The sequence below is a fragment of the Parabacteroides sp. CT06 genome, from assembly GCF_002257605.1.
GTDB classification, from domain to species: Bacteria; Bacteroidota; Bacteroidia; order Bacteroidales; family Tannerellaceae; genus Parabacteroides; species Parabacteroides distasonis.
Genome location: NZ_CP022754.1, coordinates 4407638 through 4426410 on the forward strand (window position 1 = coordinate 4407638; position 18773 = coordinate 4426410).

General features: G+C 44.4%; 9 protein-coding genes and 1 pseudogene. 2 read left to right on the top strand and 8 right to left on the bottom strand.

What is annotated here, in order from left to right:
* Window positions 1-149 precede the first annotated feature (149 nt).
* A pseudogene (locus tag CI960_RS19495) lies at window positions 150-1074 on the top strand (Rpn family recombination-promoting nuclease/putative transposase).
* A gap of 93 nt (window positions 1075-1167) precedes the next feature.
* Here the strand turns inward: CI960_RS19495 and CI960_RS19500 are convergent.
* Together CI960_RS19500 and gpmI are read right to left on the bottom strand one after the other, a co-directional pair.
* Entirely contained in the window at window positions 1168-1749 is a 582-nt protein-coding gene (locus CI960_RS19500; RefSeq protein ID WP_005861059.1) for a DUF3109 family protein, read from the bottom strand.
* Between the two features lie 16 nt (window positions 1750-1765).
* The gene (gpmI, locus tag CI960_RS19505) at window positions 1766-3289 is read right to left on the bottom strand and encodes a 2,3-bisphosphoglycerate-independent phosphoglycerate mutase (protein ID WP_005861057.1); all 1524 of its coding nucleotides are present in this window, start codon (window positions 3287-3289) and stop codon (window positions 1766-1768) included.
* Window positions 3290-3395: 106 nt separating this feature from the next.
* On the opposite strand from gpmI, the gene CI960_RS19510 reads away from it, so the two are divergent.
* Window positions 3396-4094 carry a M48 family metallopeptidase gene (locus CI960_RS19510; RefSeq protein ID WP_005861055.1) on the top strand — a complete coding sequence of 233 codons (699 nt, stop codon included), beginning with the start codon at window positions 3396-3398 and terminating at the stop codon, window positions 4092-4094.
* 38 nt (window positions 4095-4132) lie between these two features.
* Here CI960_RS19510 and CI960_RS19515 read toward each other — a convergent pair whose 3' ends face one another.
* From CI960_RS19515 to trkA, 6 genes are all read right to left on the bottom strand, one after another.
* Window positions 4133-6847, bottom strand: coding sequence for a TonB-dependent receptor (locus CI960_RS19515; protein ID WP_005861053.1), 2715 nt, complete (start codon window positions 6845-6847; stop codon window positions 4133-4135).
* A 100-nt stretch (window positions 6848-6947) separates the two neighbouring features.
* Window positions 6948-14366: a cell surface protein SprA gene (gene sprA, locus CI960_RS19520; RefSeq protein WP_005861051.1), complete on the bottom strand. Its 7419-nt coding sequence runs from the start codon at window positions 14364-14366 to the stop codon at window positions 6948-6950.
* Between the two features lie 50 nt (window positions 14367-14416).
* A complete protein-coding gene (ruvA, locus tag CI960_RS19525) occupies window positions 14417-15007 on the bottom strand; it encodes a Holliday junction branch migration protein RuvA (protein WP_005861049.1) in 591 nt (196 codons plus the stop codon).
* A 64-nt stretch (window positions 15008-15071) separates the two neighbouring features.
* Window positions 15072-15959, bottom strand: coding sequence for an SMP-30/gluconolactonase/LRE family protein (locus CI960_RS19530; protein ID WP_005861047.1), 888 nt, complete (start codon window positions 15957-15959; stop codon window positions 15072-15074).
* A gap of 11 nt (window positions 15960-15970) precedes the next feature.
* A complete protein-coding gene (locus tag CI960_RS19535; protein ID WP_005861045.1) occupies window positions 15971-17425 on the bottom strand; it encodes a TrkH family potassium uptake protein in 1455 nt (484 codons plus the stop codon).
* Between the two features lie 9 nt (window positions 17426-17434).
* Complete coding sequence (trkA, locus tag CI960_RS19540; protein ID WP_005861043.1) at window positions 17435-18772, bottom strand: Trk system potassium transporter TrkA; 1338 nt, start codon at window positions 18770-18772, stop codon at window positions 17435-17437.
* Between the last annotated feature and the right edge of the window lies 1 nt (window position 18773).

The following is an 18773-nucleotide window of genomic DNA, read 5'->3' on the forward strand; positions in this document are numbered from 1 at the left end:
CTCAAACTACACAAGGTGTTTCCGAAAAAAGACGTACGTGTTTTTTTAAAGCCTAAATGAATGCCCCATATAATAAAAATCGTATCTTTATCGCCAAAGATGGAAAAGAACCATCTATATCCTATTAATCACTAAAACCTATAAACACTATGGGAAAATTTATCAACCCCTTCACCGATTTCGGCTTCAAGCACATATTCGGCAGGGAAATGAACAAGGACATTTTAATCGAGTTCCTGAACGACCTCCTCAAAGGGGAGCATACTATCATGGACCTGAGGATCATGAACAATGAACAATGAGCGATTGCCCGAGACAGAGCAAGGAAGGAAGGTCATCTTCGATATCCATTGCGAGACCGACAAGGGCGAACGGATCATAATCGAGATGCAGAACAGGGAACAGCCCCACTTCAAGGACAGGGCCTTATACTACCTCTCGCACTCGGTGGTGGAACAGGGGATAAAGGGAACATGGGACTATGAGCTGGCGGCCGTGTACGGTGTTTTTTTCTTGAACTTCACGCTAGACGAGGAGAACAGGCCAAACAATAACAGGAACGAAGGAAAGTTCCGAAGGGACATCGTGCTGGCGGATCGGGAGAACGGACAGGTATTCAACCCCAAGTTCCGCCAGATCTATATTGAGCTTCCTCGATTCAACAAAGAGGAGGAAGAATGCGAGACAGATTTTGAACGTTGGATTTATGTACTAAAGCATATGGATACATTAGACAGAATGCCTTTCAAGGCACGCAAGGCCATATTCGAGCGGTTGGAACGCATCGGATCCATGGCGAACCTCACCCCCAAACAACGAGCGCAGTACGAGGCGGAGTGGAAGATGTATAATGATTATTATAACACCTTGGACTTCGCCGTTGAGAAAGGCATGAAAAAAGGGATGGAAGAAGGCATGGAAAAAGGATTGCAAAAAGGATTACAAGAAGGATTGCAAGAAGGACTGCAAAAAGGGAAAGAATCTACGGCACGTAATATGAAAGCCGAGGGAATAACCCCTCTTATCATCCAAAAATGCACCGGCCTTTCCCTTGAGGAAATAGAGCGACTATAAAACAAAATCCCTTCAGCCTCCATCCGTTTTTAACGTATAGTTATCAAAGGGAGAGACTGAAGGGATTTTTTATATTTATAAACGATCTAAAAGCTACTCCTCACGCTGCTTCTTCCATTCCTCCGCACACTCTTCCAAGGCCTTATACCAAGCCTGGCCGAACTTACGGATCAAGGGCTCCTTGAGGAACTTATAAACCGGCAATTGCTCTTTCTTTCCTAAGATCTCCGCTGCCTTACAAACGCTCCAGCGATGATAGTTCACGGCCTTGAAATCCCGATACTGAGTGACACGTATCGGGTAAAGATGGCAAGAAACAGGCTTATAGAAATCCGTCTTACCTTCCCGGTATGCTTTCTCGATAGCGCATTTACAAGTACCATCGGCGTCGTAACAGGTAAAGACACAATCTTTGCCGTTCACGATAGAGGTAACCGTATCGCCTTCCTCATCGATATAAGCTACGCCTTGCTTATGAATGACCTCTTGAGCTTTCGGGGATAAATCATCCCAGATAATGGGCAATACTTTCTGGAGCTTCGCCAACTCCGAATCCTCTAATGGAGCGCCGGAATCTCCTTCCACGCAGCATTCCCCCTTACATTTGGAAAGATCACATAAAAAATAACGCTCGATAACGTCAAGACTTACTAAAGTGTCATCTATCTGGATCATAAGATGCGCCTAGCTCTTATTTAATCAATGACTTACCAGTCATCTCCTTCGGCTGTTTCAAGCCCAAGATATGAAGGATTGAAGGAGCCACATCGGCCAAGATACCATCCTCTACTTTAGCGTCCTTGTTGGCTGTCACATAAACGAATGGAACAGGGTTCAAGGAATGAGCCGTATTCGGAGTGCCATCCTCGTTCAAGGCGTGATCCGCATTACCATGGTCAGCAATGATGATTACCTCATAGTCGTTGGCTTTAGCGGCCTCAACCGTATCGTGCAAGCAAGCGTCGATCGTTACAACCGCTTTCTCGATCGCTTTGTAGATCCCCGTATGGCCTACCATATCACCGTTGGCGTAGTTCACTACGATGAAATCGAATTTCTTCGTATTGATAGCATCCACCAATTTATCTTTCACCTCGAAAGCGCTCATTTCCGGTTTTAAGTCGTAAGTAGCCACTTTAGGAGAAGGGACCAAGATACGCTCCTCGCTATCGAACGGAGTCTCACGGCCACCGTTGAAGAAGAAAGTCACGTGAGCGTATTTCTCTGTCTCGGCGATATGCAACTGAGTCTTACCTACGTTTGCCAAGAACTCACCCAGCGTATTATTTACGTTCTCTTTGTCGAACAAGATATGAACACCCTTGAAGCTAGCGTCATACGGAGTCATACAGAAATATTGCAAGCCAGGGATCGTATGCATACCGGCCTCCGGCATATCTTGCTGAGTCAATACAACCGTAAGCTCTTTCGCACGGTCGTTACGATAGTTGAAGAAGATCACGACATCGCCTTCCTCGATAACAGCAACCGGCTTTCCGTTCTCAACGTGAACGATCGGCTTGATGAACTCGTCCGTTACACCCTCGGCGTACGACTCTTCCATCGCTTTTACCATGCACTCGGCTTGCTTACCCTTACCTTCGACCAATAAGTCGTAAGCCTCTTTCACACGTTCCCAACGTTTGTCGCGGTCCATAGCGTAATAACGTCCGATGATAGAAGCGATCTTACCGCCGGTAGTCTTCAGATGATTCTCCAACGTCTCGATAAAACCTTTACCACTCTTCGGGTCCGTATCACGGCCATCCATGAAGCAATGTACATAAGCCTTGCTGATTCCGTATTCCTTGGCGATATCCGTCAACTTCAAAAGATGCTCCAAAGAGCTATGTACACCACCATCGGAAACCAAGCCCATGAAGTGGATCTGCTTATTATTCTCTTTCGCGTAGCTATAAGCACGTTTGATCTCCGGGTTCTCCATGATCGTATTCTCGCGGCAAGCGATGTTGATCTTCACCAAATCTTGGTAAACGATACGGCCAGCACCGATGTTCAAGTGGCCCACCTCAGAGTTACCCATTTGTCCGTCAGGCAAACCAACGTTCTCGCCAGAAGCCTGTAACTGTGAGGCTGGATAAGTTTTCAATAACTCGTCCCAATATGGAGTCGGCGTGTTAAAGATCACGTCGTCTTTACCTTTGTCACCAATTCCCCAACCATCACAGATAATTAAAAGTGCTTTTTTGCTCATGATTGCTAATTTATTATATTGATTATGTTTTTAACCTTTACGATCGCGAAGATAATCAATTCCATCGTATTATTGTTTTTCTCAATGTATTACTTTTGTGGCAGGAATGGAAAAGAATATACAAGACAAGGATTTGGGAGTCATAACGCTCCGTACCACTCCCCGGGCCACTCGATACACGCTCAAGATATCAAAAGGAAAGATAACCGCCACGATGCCACCCGGGGGAGACGAGAAACGTATGATCGCTTTTATCATGGAGAACAAGGCCCGGCTGGTAAAAGCGCTCCAGAAGCATCCGGCCCGGCCCCTGCTCGACGAAAGATCGGAGTTACAGGCTACGACATTCCGCTTGCATATCTTCCGCACCGAGCGAAGTAATTTCTACATGAGATTGGAGGATGGAGTACTGCATATCGCTTGTCCGAATGAGACTCGTTTCGAGGAGGAAGAGGTGCAATCCTTATTGAAATCCATGCTGGAGAAGGCGCTCCGCCACGAGGCGAAACGGTTGTTGCCGGAACGTATCACGCTATTGGCTAGACAACATGGATTTATGTTGACCGGGGTGAAAATCAATAATAGCAAAACGCATTGGGGAAGTTGTACAATGAAGAAGAGCATTAACCTCTCGCAATCATTAATGCTTCTTCCTTGGCATTTGGTGGATTATGTATTATTGCATGAGCTTTGCCATACGATAGAGATGAACCATAGCGAAAGATTCTGGAAACTGATGGATAAGGTGACGGACAATCAAGCGATTCGTTTACGAAGCGAATTGAAAAACTATCACATGTTGTAGAGACAGAGCACGCTCCGTCTCTACAACTAGGTAATTTGTTAGAAATTGGCTCCTACTTGCAGAATGAAAGTCCGGGGTGCGCCGACATCCATCGGGCGGGCGCTATAGCGCTTGTTTAAGAGGTTGTTCACCAGTCCTTGTACATGGATATTCTTCGTCACTTTCATCCCGACACGCATATCCATGACGAAATATCCTTTATTGTTCTCTGCCCAATAATCATGTAAGTTTCCGAATAGCATCGAGCGCATATAATCCATCAGGTTAGGCTCCGCTTTCGTACGCTCATCGACCATAAAATAATCGACCGCCAATGTCTTGCTTTTCCATGACATATTCGTTCCGATATTAAACTGTTTCCATTCCAGATCAAATACCCCCTTTACGGAATGTTTCTGGCGATATTTTAAATACTTGCTGTCATTCGATTTCGAACGCATCGCCATTAAGTCATCATTCGCTTCCTCCTCCGCGTTCCGTGAATCCACGTCCATATCGATCGGATTCGTATAAACATACCCCAAAGTATATGCCAGACGAGTATCACGGTTAAACTCATACACACCCGAGGTAGACAAGTCTACCCCATAAATCTCCGCCCGGCCTACGTTCGTGAACTGAGCGCCGATTCCTAAGCCGTCGCCGCTAGAGAACGCATTGAACAACTTGGAAAGCCCATCGATATAATCGAAGGTCTTATTATTAAACAGGCCGAAACGGAACTCGATCATATCCTTGTAACGGGTATAAAAGCCGGCCACATCGATAAAGCCCTTCAAATTGCCGAACTTATAGCCTTGCTTGAAACCAAGTTCGGCATTATAACCTTGCTCCGCTTTCAATTCAGCGTTCGGGAAAGCTCCCACACCTCCGATATCCTTCAGGATAAACTTCTCCGTAACGGATGGATAACGGTATCCCTGTCCGAAAGATGCCCGGATAAAACTATACTCACCCAATTCATAATTCAAGCCTCCACGGAAAACAGGTTTTACCGGAACCTTCGCCCCGAAAATCTTCGTCTCCGCTTCCCGGTAGAAATCATCGACCCGGTAATACTCCAGACGAACACCGACCGAGACGTTCAAACGATCGATAAACTTATGATCATATTGCAGGAAGGTAGCCACATTATCGCTACTATGCTGCCCGGTCACTTTCGAATCCGCATGAATACGCTCATAAGTACCTCCAACCGTGAGTTGTGAATGTTCGAACTTCTTGCTGAATTGGTAATCCAGATTATAGGAATAGGTATGATCCGTAGCCTCCGGCGCTTTTTTCTCCATCGGTTTCATGGCATCTACCAACCAAGCCCCTACGTTATTCTTATCGGGTAGCGGAGTACGTCCCATCACCCAAGAAATCAAGTCCATATAATCCGCCGAGGTAGCTGTCGGGAAAAAATGATTTCCCAGCTTGCCCAATTCACCCATCAATCCGCTCACCTTCCCGTTCATCACCTCCGGCAAATACGGTAAGAAGGTCGGCAATAACTCGGTTTGCCAGTTTTGCGCCATATTGATAATCTCCGGGACGGATGAGATATCAAAACCCATATTATTCGTTATGTCAAAAAGAGACTTATCCGTAGTATGCGTGATGATACGGCTTCCCCGATGGAAGAAACGCCCCTTGAAACGATGAGTCGTCCCTTTTTCCGAATTCGTATAATTCAAGAAGGGATCTATATAAAATGTATTCTCACGGCGTCCCATATTCGCCAGCGGAGATTGAATATAGGGCTCCTCCGGAGAACGCCAGATAAAGAAACCGGTATAATCGTTATACAAATAATTCACGTTCACGCCATAGTTCAACCCTTGTACCCGGGGATCGTGATACGTAAGATTCCCACCGACCCGGACACGGCGATTGTAATTATCCTGCCGATACCCGTCGTCCAAGAATGTATTAGCCCCCACTGTCAAATCAAAATTCTTGATCCTACGGGAATGAGAGAGATCCAAGCCTCCATATAAAGGCGTCCCGTCTTGGCGCGGCTTCCCATACAATCCTCCTTGTACGTTCACCTGTGTTACCGGATCCAATCCGGGGCGTTTCGTTTTCACGTGAATCAAACCATTCAAGGCAGAAGAGCCATATAATACGGAAGAGGCCCCTTTCAGTACCTCTACTTGATCGACGTTCTCCATCGGGATCATATTCCAGTTTATCTCGCCGGAACCCGGAGTTAGCACCGACATTCCGTCCACCAGAATCAAGCAACGGCTACCCACGCCATAGGTCCATCCCGTACCACCGCGTACGGAAGGTTGCCGGTCCGTCACGTCCACACCGGAGATATTCTTCAATACGTCCGTTAAATCTTTCGGAGACTGACGAGTGATATCTTTCGCTTTCAGTAATTCCATAGAGACGGTAATATCGCTTAGCTTTTGCTCATAACGCCCGACGCTCACGACGACCTCGTCCATCATGTTTGAGTTTGTTCGCAAGGATACGTCATGCGTCAAGAACTCTCCCGGATCTACTTTCACGGGAACGCTCAACGTTTCATATCCCAGATAGCTAAAAGTCAATACAGCGTCGCCATCCGTCACTTTCAGCTCATAATAACCGTTTATATCAGACACAGTTCCTCTCGTACCCCCTTTGTCCTTATAAAAAACGTTTACCCCGGCTAAAGCTTCCTTGCTCTCCGCATCCTTAATATACCCTTTCACGTCTTGGCCGAAAGAGGCATGGGTTATCAAGAGAAGAAATAATATCAATTTGTAAGTATTCTTCATATCCAAATTATATTTCGCACAAATATAAAGGTTTATTCCATACCGCTAGACAGGTATTTAAAAACAGACCAAGAAGTCCTGTAAATAGACTATACTCTTTTTATTGCGCTAAGGAGAACCGTAAACTAATACCATAGTTCGAGTTCGATGTCGGGTAAGAAGATGTGGACACGATCGGCTCATTGATCTGTAAATCATAGAACGCTCTCAATGTCAAGGCACGACTTAACCCGTAATCCGCAGAGAACTGGATGGTCTTGGCGATATTCCCGCTGGTAGCCTGCGTAAACTGATCCTCAATCTTACGGATCAACGATTGCATTTTACGGTAAGAGAAATCTAAGCGGATCGTAAGATCATTACTGAAGTCGCGTGTCTTTTTCATTTTCAACACCTTGTTAAACTCAGTCAACTTATATCCTACTCCTATCACGAATTCGTTGGAAAGCGCTTCCACCAATTGGTAAGAGGAAATATTCAAGCTTAAGTTACGAGTCTTGCGCAACTCAAATTTACCTGTTATATTATTCAATAAAGTAGCGTCCACACCAAACAACGGGCTGAATCCTTCCGTGATACTCACGGCCGCTATATCATAAGGAGACGACGGCGTAGGATTACCTGTCTGGATATCGCGGATATATCCCAAACCATCCTGCCCGGCATCTACCCAATCCAAGAAGGAGGAAAACGCACCTACGCTATAGGAACAACGATATTGATGACTTAACATCATACTCTTAAAGTATTTGCGGATAACCGGTATACGGATCAAGCCATCATACGTAACACGCCAGTTCGGTAGCAGGCTCTTAACAGACGGGAAGGCTGACAAGCCTACCTTATTCGGGTCCTTACCCGTATAAGCCGCCAAGAAAGCAGGTACCAATACCTCCATGGAATTCAGGCTTACGCCTCCCCCTACGGCTGGATCATAAGGTTTTCCCGCTAAAGCATGCCCCGCCATAAAACCGGAGCTCGGATAAACCGTACCAGAATAGGTATCCATCAAACGCTGGGCGATCACGCTACGATGAGCGATAAATTTATCGAACGCTTTCGAGGAATAACCGTTATTAGCGTTTCCGCTGCCGCCGAAAGCGCTCCCCAAGGCAATCGTAGTCATCGTGAAGCTACCTCCCATCTGCTCGGGCATACCGTCTTGCATATAATAGATATCGGTACTACGGGTATCTACCCGGTTTGCGTTCAAATCAATCTTCAAGCCGGCTATAGGTTCTAGATTCGCACGAATCGTAAGATTCTTCGCGCTATTGATCATGGCGGGAGTCGTCATATTCTCATTCTTTACCAGCCAGCCCCGCTCGTCCGCCTCGTCGATAAAGCTCCTTCTTACCGCTCCAAAAGCAAAACCGAGTCCCGGAGCCAAAGTTCCTGTACGCCGTTGTCCGAACATATCACCAACCTCCGGTGCGTAACCACTCAACATCATACCGTCTATCAACGAATATTGTATGTTTACCCGACGTACCATCATCAAGAAACGGCTACTATATTCAGCGACTTTCGTCAAGGTTCCTTCCAAAGGCTGAGGACCGGGCACGATTGTCAGCTTCAAACGGGCCGTATCCTTATTCAAGATCATGACTTGGGCGTAATTGATCGGCTTGTATTTAATTGAATAGACCTTCCCGTCCGCTCCACGTGCCGTGATACGAACCTTCTTCGTAAACATTCCATGCTGCACGATCGTTCCACTATCCGGGCTCAATTGGATCTCTTTCTCTAGTTTCACCTCTTTCTTCTTTTTCTCCGGTTGACGAGCGCTTACCCGGGAAGAGGCCATAAATTTCTGGTTGATCTTCTTCAGATATTTATTCTTATTGTACAATGACTGCAAATTGAAACTACCCTGCCAGTCAAATTGACGTTGGTTCTTTATTATATTACCCTGTTCCAACTCAATACTAGCGACATTGGCTCCACGATCCCAGTTGTACGTGGCATTATAAGTCAATGAACTATTTACCCAGTCCAATGCCGGTATGAATTGCAATGGCATATTCCAAGTGACATTAAACGTTTGGTCATATTTCAAAGGAGTACCCAAATCACGGATACTTTGCTTCACGGAATCCTTCCATACCTGATAATCATCCGGATTCAATTTCTTATTCACTTGAACATTCGGTTCCTCGATGCGGGCATTCGTACCGGAAGTAAACGTCATGCTCAGATTATTCGTAAAGTCCCAACGCAAACTGAAGGCACGGTCCCACAAGAAATTGTGACTGAATGAGAGCAACTGGTTACCTCCATCCGTAGAACTTGTCAAATCCCTTAGCTTAATCTCATAGTAATTCCGCATCATCGCCGTCTGGAAACTAATATTCGACGGGACGTAATTCAGTCCGAATTGCTTGATATATTTTGTATATCCATTATTCTTCTTCAGCTTCTCGAAGGGTCGGAACGGTTTCACGTAAGGCGTATAATTATAAGCGAAATTACCTCGGTAATCCTTGGTTGTCTCATATTCGGTCTCCGGATTCTTCTTACTGTTCTGGCTATAAGAGTAACCTAACGAGAAGTTAGCCGGATCATACGGCATCGGATTCTTACTACGGATATCCACCTTTACGTTATTGAAAGAGACGCTCTTAATCGTGGTCTGGTCCAAAGAATAACTCTTGATAGAGTCTTTCTCGGCTTGGGTCTCTACCGCATCCAAAGCGTCCGAAAGCTTAATATCCTCATTCAACGGATCATACTCAGGAGTTGTAGTCTCTTTCGAATAAGCATAGTAAAAAGGTATGCTAACCTTTGCTTTCTCAGGGAACAACTTACCCAACTCAATCGAGGTCGCCACACTATATTGCGAATAATCATCCATCCGACGTTCGGCCAGCGACTGATCCAACGCACCAAAACCGGCGGTTTCCATTCGTCCACTTACATTGACCGTACCCAAATCGGATAAAGCGACGTTCAGATTCGCATTAGCGGCCCAACCACCTTTCTCATCGAAATCAGTCATACGAAGTTCGTTTACCCAGACCTCACCGCTCTTGATATCACCCGTATTATTACGTACGCCGATCATGATCACTTTCACCTCCGCTAAGCTAGGGTTACCGATGATACTGATTTTATTACGCGTATTATCCGGATCATTTTTCGAATAAACCTTTTGGTAGCTTATATTTCCCTGTCCCTGACGTTTCAATTTATTTCGCTCCAACTTCAAGTCGGTCAGCGTCTCCAATTTAAAATTCAAGGTATTATTTAAAGGCCATACTTTTTCTTGATCCGCGCTATTGTTCGTATTATAAAGAATAGTACTATGGGGAGTCAGATCCAAAGGTACCTCATACTCATAATAATTATTCTTATAGTCAGAACCTAAACGAATAAATACAGAGAAATCACCATTCGACAAAGTCTTGCTCTCATCAATCGGCGCTTCCGCATGAGCGAACATTTGTAATCGTTTATACCGGCGAAGGTCATAAGCGGTAGATTTATAAACCGCACGTGCATCCGCAGGAGATAAATCCGTTATCTTCATAGACAATGCCTGCTCGTTCTGTTGAAGCAACTGAGGCTGGCTGGAATCGAACATACGGCTAATACCCGGAGGCAACACATAGTTGACCGGCTGACGCTGCCCGTTCTCCTCTATATTCACAGAAGATACGACTATCTGTCCATCAGACTTTGGCGGAACAAGAGGATTTGACAAATCCTGCGTATAAGTACGCCAATCACCACGGACCAGTTCCAAGGTACCAAAACGCAGAACCGTAGACTTACGGAATCCTGTCATATACATACGCATGAAACGGACAGTCTTGAAATCCCGGATCGCTCCAACCCTCTTCTCATAATCTTTAATAGGAATCTTAAATAGATACCATTTTACTTTCTCCTTATCACCATTCATCAAGGTTACTTCCGGAGTACGCTCATCGACGATGTTATTTACACCGACCTGCAAATCTTTTGGACGGAGAGAGATCTTGTACTCAAAATATTTCTCTGTCTCATTCAACGTATTATCGCCATTGATATCTTCCACATCCGGTGTACTCTTTCCGGCTGTAGCATATCTTTGATCGGATTCTTGTGAGTTTCCCTCTGTACCGTTATATCGTTTATAGCGAGATAAAATATCCAACTCCTTAGCATCGTAATCATCCCCACGGAAATAGTGATAATTATCCCCGGCAGGATCGTTAAAAGGAGAAAATGGATCATCCATCATCTTAGAGATGGTCTCACCGGATAGTTTCGCCCTCAATTTATTCAAATAATCCGCATACGTAGGGAAAGTCTGCTCTTCCTCCGTAGAAAGACCGTTCAAACCGACATCTTGCAACTCACGATTTTGGGCATCAAACGCATATCCCGTACTTTGCGTGCGAGGAACCTTACCCCAAACAGTCGTATCAACTTTCGACATATCACCGTCCACAGGCATGCCATTCTCAAAGAATTTCCGCTCATCTTTCAAAATATCCTCGGAAATCTCACCCAAGTTAAAGTATAGGTCACCACCTTCGGCTGTCTCGTCCTCAAGATACGGGTCTAAAAGCCAGAATTCGATATATTCATAATTGGCAGATTCCAAATCGCTAGGCTCGATCTTGCGCATTACACCACCCCAACGTTTTTCCGGATTACCCAACGTACCGTCCGAGTTTACATTTTCCGCATCCAGGTTATACGGACCACGCTCATTCGGGTAAAAAGCGAGGTTTAATACTGGCAAAGTCGTATTATCATTGGTTCCCAACTCTTTATTCGGAAAGATCTCTTTATAACTGACTCCACGCGTATAATGATTCGATAAATCATCATTCGTAAGATGTCGAGGGCGGGAAGAGGAACTCTTACGTGTGAAGATTCCGTCTACCGTATACCAAGCCAACAAAGCTCTGTTTTTACCATAAGCGATATCGTTCACCTTCTCCGCTTCCGGAAATTTAGGATTCGAATCTTCATAGGGGGTACTCGCCAAGTTCCAAGCATACGGGTTCAAAAGATCCATACCACTTTGTGTAGACTCGAAGTCATCCAAATAAGAGTAACCACCCGTATATTGATTCTCATAATGTCCCGCTATTAAATGAGCGAATTCCGCATTGAATGAGATTTGGCTAGGTTTGGTCAATGTCAACAAGGGTAACTTATCAAATACGTTTGTCAACCACTGGCTCTCTGCTTTATAAGAGGTATTCAAGCCCCATAAAGTATTCTTTATAGACTCATCTCCCAAAGTGGTTTTTACCGTAAGAGGCATTTCCGACATATGCATAACCGTGGCACCGACCATGAAGTCCTTATTGAACTGGTAATTCAAGTCTAACCCGATCATCGTCTTTCGCTGCATATTAAAAGTAGACTGGTTCTCCAGAGATACGCTAACGGGTGTTCCACTAGATATGATGCTCTCATTCAAGATCGTCACACGTCCTAAACTGTAATCTACCGTATAATCCACATTCTCTGTCAGTGTAGCTCCTCCTGCCGTGACACGTACAGACCCACGGGCCACGTTAGTAGCTCCCAAGTCGATCTCCGAACCCGACGAGGCTTTATACTCACCACTTAAAAGGAATTTATTTTTCTCGGCGATCTGGCGAGCAACAGTTAATGTCGAGTCATACAACTCTTGGAATACATATTTACTGGCATAGGCATTACCTACCTTTTCCCGTAATTTCGAGCCGAAAGGTTGTACACAAGGGAATATAATCTTACCGGTCTCCGCCTGTATCGTATAACCGTCAATAAAATCGAAGAAGCCATCCGGATTCGGATTGTCATAAGTATCCAAGCGATCCAGCCCTAATACCCGAATCAAGATTTGATTCGCACAATTACCTTCTGGAAGATAGTTTACATACGTACCGGTAGAATCGCTCTGATAGGTTACGTTCAATTTAAACTTTTCTTTCTGCACCGAATAAGCACCCAATGAGTATACGTTCTTCATCATCAAGTCCCAGAACATCATATCAGGCGACATCGTGATGCCCTTTAGCAACTTCACATAAATACAGTCACTCGTATTCTCTTTATTATCCGTAGAGAACTCACCGACTTGATAGGTCTTGCCATTATAGATAAAACTAAAAGCGACACCCAATACCTCATCAGCCTGTAACTGAGTCCTCAAAGAAATATAACCCAATTTCTTGTTTAATGTATACTCAGACGACTCTAGCAAACGGGCACTCTCGATTTTCTCAAAATCCCGTCCTCCCTCCATGGCACCTTTCAAAGCATCATTCACCATATTAATCTTACGGGCACCCGTAAATTGAGTGGTTAAAGTCGTATATAAATTGTTTGCGGAATTATTCGGACGCCTATCCGTTCCGGAAGGCATTACCAAGGCTGTATTACCGATATTACGAGATTCATTTTCTCCCAAATCAGTGAAAGCTACGATATTGCGGGACTGGTCATAATTACCTCGTTTATTGGTCACCCACACTTCTATCTTAGAGATCTCGATACCGGAGGTGACGGTAGGCAAAGACTCCATAAACTTATCGTAGTTATCATAGAAATAATGGCCCAAGAAGAAGTGACGGTTCTCGTCGTATTCATCCACCTTGATCTCGAAGGGCTTCGTCTGCACGCCCCCTTTTGAGCTAACCGTCTTGGATTCAGATTCCTGCTGGGCAAACAAGGCGTTCACTCGCAACTTACCAAATTGTAAATCCGCTTTCATACCGAATAAAGCCGCACCTCCATTAATCAAGGAGTTGCTGGTATTCATGCTCACGTTACCGGCTTCCAACGATTTGATAATCTCATCCTCCTCGCCCGTATACGCCAACTTCAATTTCTTGGAATCGAAATCAAAAGAGGTCTCGGTATTGTAATTCATTCCGAAATTCACCTTGCTACCCACCGAGGCTTGTACATTCAACTGCACACTCTCGTCAAAATTGAAGAAAGTACGTTTACGGGAACGCTCCGGAAGAGAAGGATCATTATTCTTATTCGTCTTCAATCCCATCGTGATCTCGGCCGAACCTTGTGTTCTTACACGTACTCCACCGGGGCCGAAGATACGTTCCGCCGCACCGATATTAAACTGCATATCGGTTAAGTTAAACTGTTTATTCGTAGCTTTTTGGAATTCTTCCTCGTTCTTTTGGCGGAAATAGGAACGAAGTGATTGTTGCATAGAATAATCTTGGTATTCCGCTGGGGTTAAACTCATCGGCGTACCAATCTCCATATCGCCTAATTTCGTACGAACAATATACGTATTCGTCTTTAAATCATACTCAATCGTAGTCTTGACATTCTCCGGATCACGCAAATCGGCAGGTGATTGTTTCACGATATCTTGATATTCCTCCGGTGTAGTTTTAGCTACCGGATAACGGGGAGGGATCGTATCCTCCGGAGCTTCCAGCAACTCCAATTCCGGCAAAGATGATGTATACGCAAGGTAATCAGCATTCAGCGAATACAAGCCGACACCAAACAATAATACAACGATCCATATGGAATATTTCAGTATTCGTTTTCTCATTTTCTCATTTAATTGTCAATTGTTAATCGTTAATCCTCAATTGTCAATTATCAAAGCATTCTAAGCGCAGTTTTAATTACTTGTTCCACAGCTAAAGTGGGCGAGCCTTTCAAAATAGCGGATACCGCTTTTTGCGAAGCCGCTTTCTGGAAACCCAACATAACCAATGCGGCTACGGCCTCCTCGGTTACCGCTCCATTAGAGACTGATGCCTCCGGCAAGTTTCCGGCCATACTCTCCATAGGTTTCACCTTATTTTTCAAATCTACCAAGATACGCTGGGCCGTCTTCAAACCAATCCCTTTCACGGCAGTCAATGCGGCCTCATTCTTCGAACCGATCACTTGAACCAATTCGGATGGCGGTAGAGAAGAAAGGATCATGCGTGCGGTATTCGGTCCCACGCCGGAAACGGAAGTAAGCAAAAGGAACAACTCCCTTTCGATTTTCTCGGCAAAGCCAAATAGTAAATGAGCATCTTCCCGGATTACCTCATATATATATATTTTTCCGGTAGTCTTACTCCCAAACGCACTATATGTATTCAAGGATATATTCAGCTCGTAGCCTATACCACCACACTCCAAAATCATACGTGTAGGTGTAAGTTCCACGATTTCACCCTTTATATATTCTATCATCTATATATCTTTTTAATATTCCGTACCTATTATAACGCAAAATTAATCAAAAACGTATATCGGGTTACCATTCTTTTCCCGGATAAGGAACCTTAAAGGTTTCAAAACAACCCCGATCCTGCAATGTCACATAACATTGACGATGATCAGGTCCTCCAAATGTTAAGTTAGACGGCTGCTTTCCTGTCAATTGAATCTCTTCAACTAAATCTCCTTGCGGATTTAACAAAGCTATAGTACCCTTATCATAACGGCAAATATAAAGATTTCCTTTCTCGTCACACTTCATACCATCCATACCGTACCCCTCAAAAGTATGAAATAGACGTTTATTCCTTAAAGTACCATCCGGGCATATATCATATACCCAGACTTTTAATTGAGCAGATTCATTAATGTACAAGCGTTTACCATCCTCACTCACAGCGATGCCATTAGTCGTTCCCATATTCGTCTCCAATAAGGAGACTTTCGCATCCGGGGTAATCAACCAAAGTTGGCCTTTTTGATTCGGCCAATCCGGGTCACTCGCATAGATATTTCCATTGGAGGCAAATACAATATCGTTTGGTTGATTCATCTTTGGCTCATGAGCGAATACGCTGATCTTCTTAGATTTCATATCCACTTTTAAGATATTATGCCCTGTATAATCCGCCACGTACATATTTCCGTCTTTCCCGAAGCGGATACTATTCCCGGTAGATCCTTCCGGCAAAACGAGAAAACAGCCATGGCTACCATCTGGGCGTACAATACCGATCGTCCCTTCTTTCTTATAATTTACGGCATATAAATTTCCTTCGCTATCTACAGCCGGACCTTCTATTCCGGAAGTAAATGTGTGCTCTGGCATCCAACCTGTTGCTTTCAATACATTCTGGGCATTTAAAGAAATCCCACAATACAGAATACCACACAGCAGACTAGCAATGACCTGTATACTTTTCATTTTCAATAATTTTACTGTTTCCAAAAACCGGGGACTAATATCGTTAATACCGTAAATATCTCCAGACGCCCTGTTAACATCAAAAAAGACAGAAACCATTTCGACACCGTGGGAACATCCGCAAAATTACTTACCGGACCAAGCGTTCCCAAGCCGGGCCCTACGTTACTTATAGCAGAAACAGCGGCACCAATCGCCTCCGAAAATCCCATCCCATCCAAAGATAAAGCCAAACAGCTCACCACGATTAACGTAATATAAGCGAACACAAAAGCTAACACACGATGTACGATATCACCAGATACGACATGCCCGTTCATTCGTACTGGAATCACCGCATGGGGATGTGTCTGTTTCTTAAATTCATTGGAGAGATTCTTCGTTAAAATAACGAAGCGTCCCATCTTCAAGCCACCGCAAGTAGATCCGGCGCATCCACAAATAAACATCAAGATCAATGCGATAAACCAGAAAAACGGTCCCCAAGGAATATAGTCATCCGTAGCGAATCCACAGGTAGAAACCAAGGTCACCACTTGGAAAGCCGCCTTACGGAACGCATTCTCTACATCCGAGGCGAATCCAAGGTACAAGATCCACACCATGACAACGATAATAGCGCTTAAAACAAAAAAGAAAAACCAGCGAAACTCCTCATCTTTAATCAATTTCTTCACATTTCCATTAAAACAGAAATAAACCAATGTCATATTGGTAGCTCCGATAAACATGAAAATAGTTATTACATACTCTATATAAGAGGAATTCCAATAAGCGATACTTGCGTTTTTGGTTGAATATCCACCAGTAGATATAGCCGTGAACGCATGATTTACCGCATCATACAAATTCATCGGACCAGCCCATAAAAGGCCGACTAAAAAAAGTGTCAGAAAAACATACACCCCCCACAGGCGTTTAGCGACTTGCGTAATACGAGGACGAAAACGTTCATGGGTTATACCGGGCGTTTCGGCATCAAACATCTGCGAGGCACCACCTCCGAAAATAGGCATCAAAGCCACGGTGAATACGACCATACCGATACCTCCCTGCCACTGTGTAAGACTCCGCCAGAATAAGATACCTTTAGGCAATGCCTCTATATTCGTTAAAATAGTAGAGCCGGTAGTCGTAAATCCGGACATGGTCTCGAAAAAGGCATCGGTCACATTATCTATATATCCTCCAATATAGAATGGTAACATTCCAAATAAAGAGAATAAAATCCAAGTCAATGTCACGATCAACATTCCTTCCCGCCGGCCGGCCGAGTGTTCATTCGCCTTAAAGCCCATAGAGTAGAACAAAAAACCGGTCCCGAATAAGATTCCGCTTGAAATAAGAAGCGGATATACATCACTCCCCCGATAAAGGAAAGCTACGACGGTAGCGGCCAGCATAAAAAAAGTCTCAAGGATGAACATCACCCCTAGCATCTTCACTATAAAACGTACGTTCAACATAACTATCAACTAGTTAAAGTAGTCCTCCAGCTTACGCATAGCCGTATCCAAGCAGAATACGACAACATGATCGTATGCCTGTATCTGAGTATCACCCTTGATCATCATAGGTTCACCGTCACGAATCAACCCACCGAGAGTCATATCTTTCGGCAGACGGAGATCCTTGACTTGTTTCTTGGTAATCTTTGAATCCGGGCGAGCCACCAACTCCGCCACATCCGCATTCGCAAAGGTCAAACATTTCACGTTAGAGACATCCGCATCCAAAAGAAATTGATAGATATGGCTGGCTGCTATCAGCTTTTTGTTGATAACCGAACCGATGTCCATACTTTCCGCCAATTGGATATAATCGATATTCTCAATCTTAGCGATTGTCTTAAACACACCTAAACGCTTAGCGGCCAGACATGCCAATATATTCGTGCTGGAATTTTCCGTCAAAGCTATAAAAGTCTGCGCATCCTTGATGCCTTCTTGCATCAACAAATCAGTATCACGTCCGTCTCCGTTTATAATCAAGACATTACTAGGCACTACCTCAGCGATTCGATGACTTTTCTCTTTATTAGCCTCAATTACTTTTACCCGGATGTTATTAGGTAAATATTGGCAAGCACGGATAGCGATACGGCTTCCTCCCATAATAATAACCTTCTTTACTTCCGGATCTTTCTTCCCGGCCAGTAAGCGCACATCCTCTATATGAGATCGGGTCGTCGTAAAGAATACGATGTCACCAGACTCTATCCGGTCCGTACCACGGGGGATTATCGTCTCGTTCTTTCGCTTAATAGCGACAATATGATATAGCTTCTGCTCATTTAGCAATTCGGCCAATACCCGGTTCACCAAACGGGAATTATCCCGAACTTTAACACCTATCAGAATTAAAGCTCCACCAAACAGCTCCCAATATTGGCGTGTCCACGGACGGCGTACAGCTGTCACGATCTCCTTAGCCGCCAACATCTCAGGATAAATCATCGAGTTGATTCCTAATTTCTCGAACAGCTCTTTATTTTTGGGTAATAAATATTCGTAATTATTGATTCGGGCCAACGTACGATGCGCTCCTAGATTATGAGCCAACATACAAGCCGTCACATTGGTAGTCTCCTCGGGAGTAACACTTACGAACAAGTCCGCTTTCTTGATCCCCGCTTCCTCCAAATCTCTAAGCGAGGTCGGATTCCCGACCATAGGGAGAATCTCCATGCTAGATTTTGAGAAATTCAGCCGTTCCTCATTCGGATCCATCAAAATGATATCCTGATTCTCTTGAGATAACATTTTCGCTAAATGTGTACCTACTTCTCCCGCACCGGCTATGACAATTTTCATA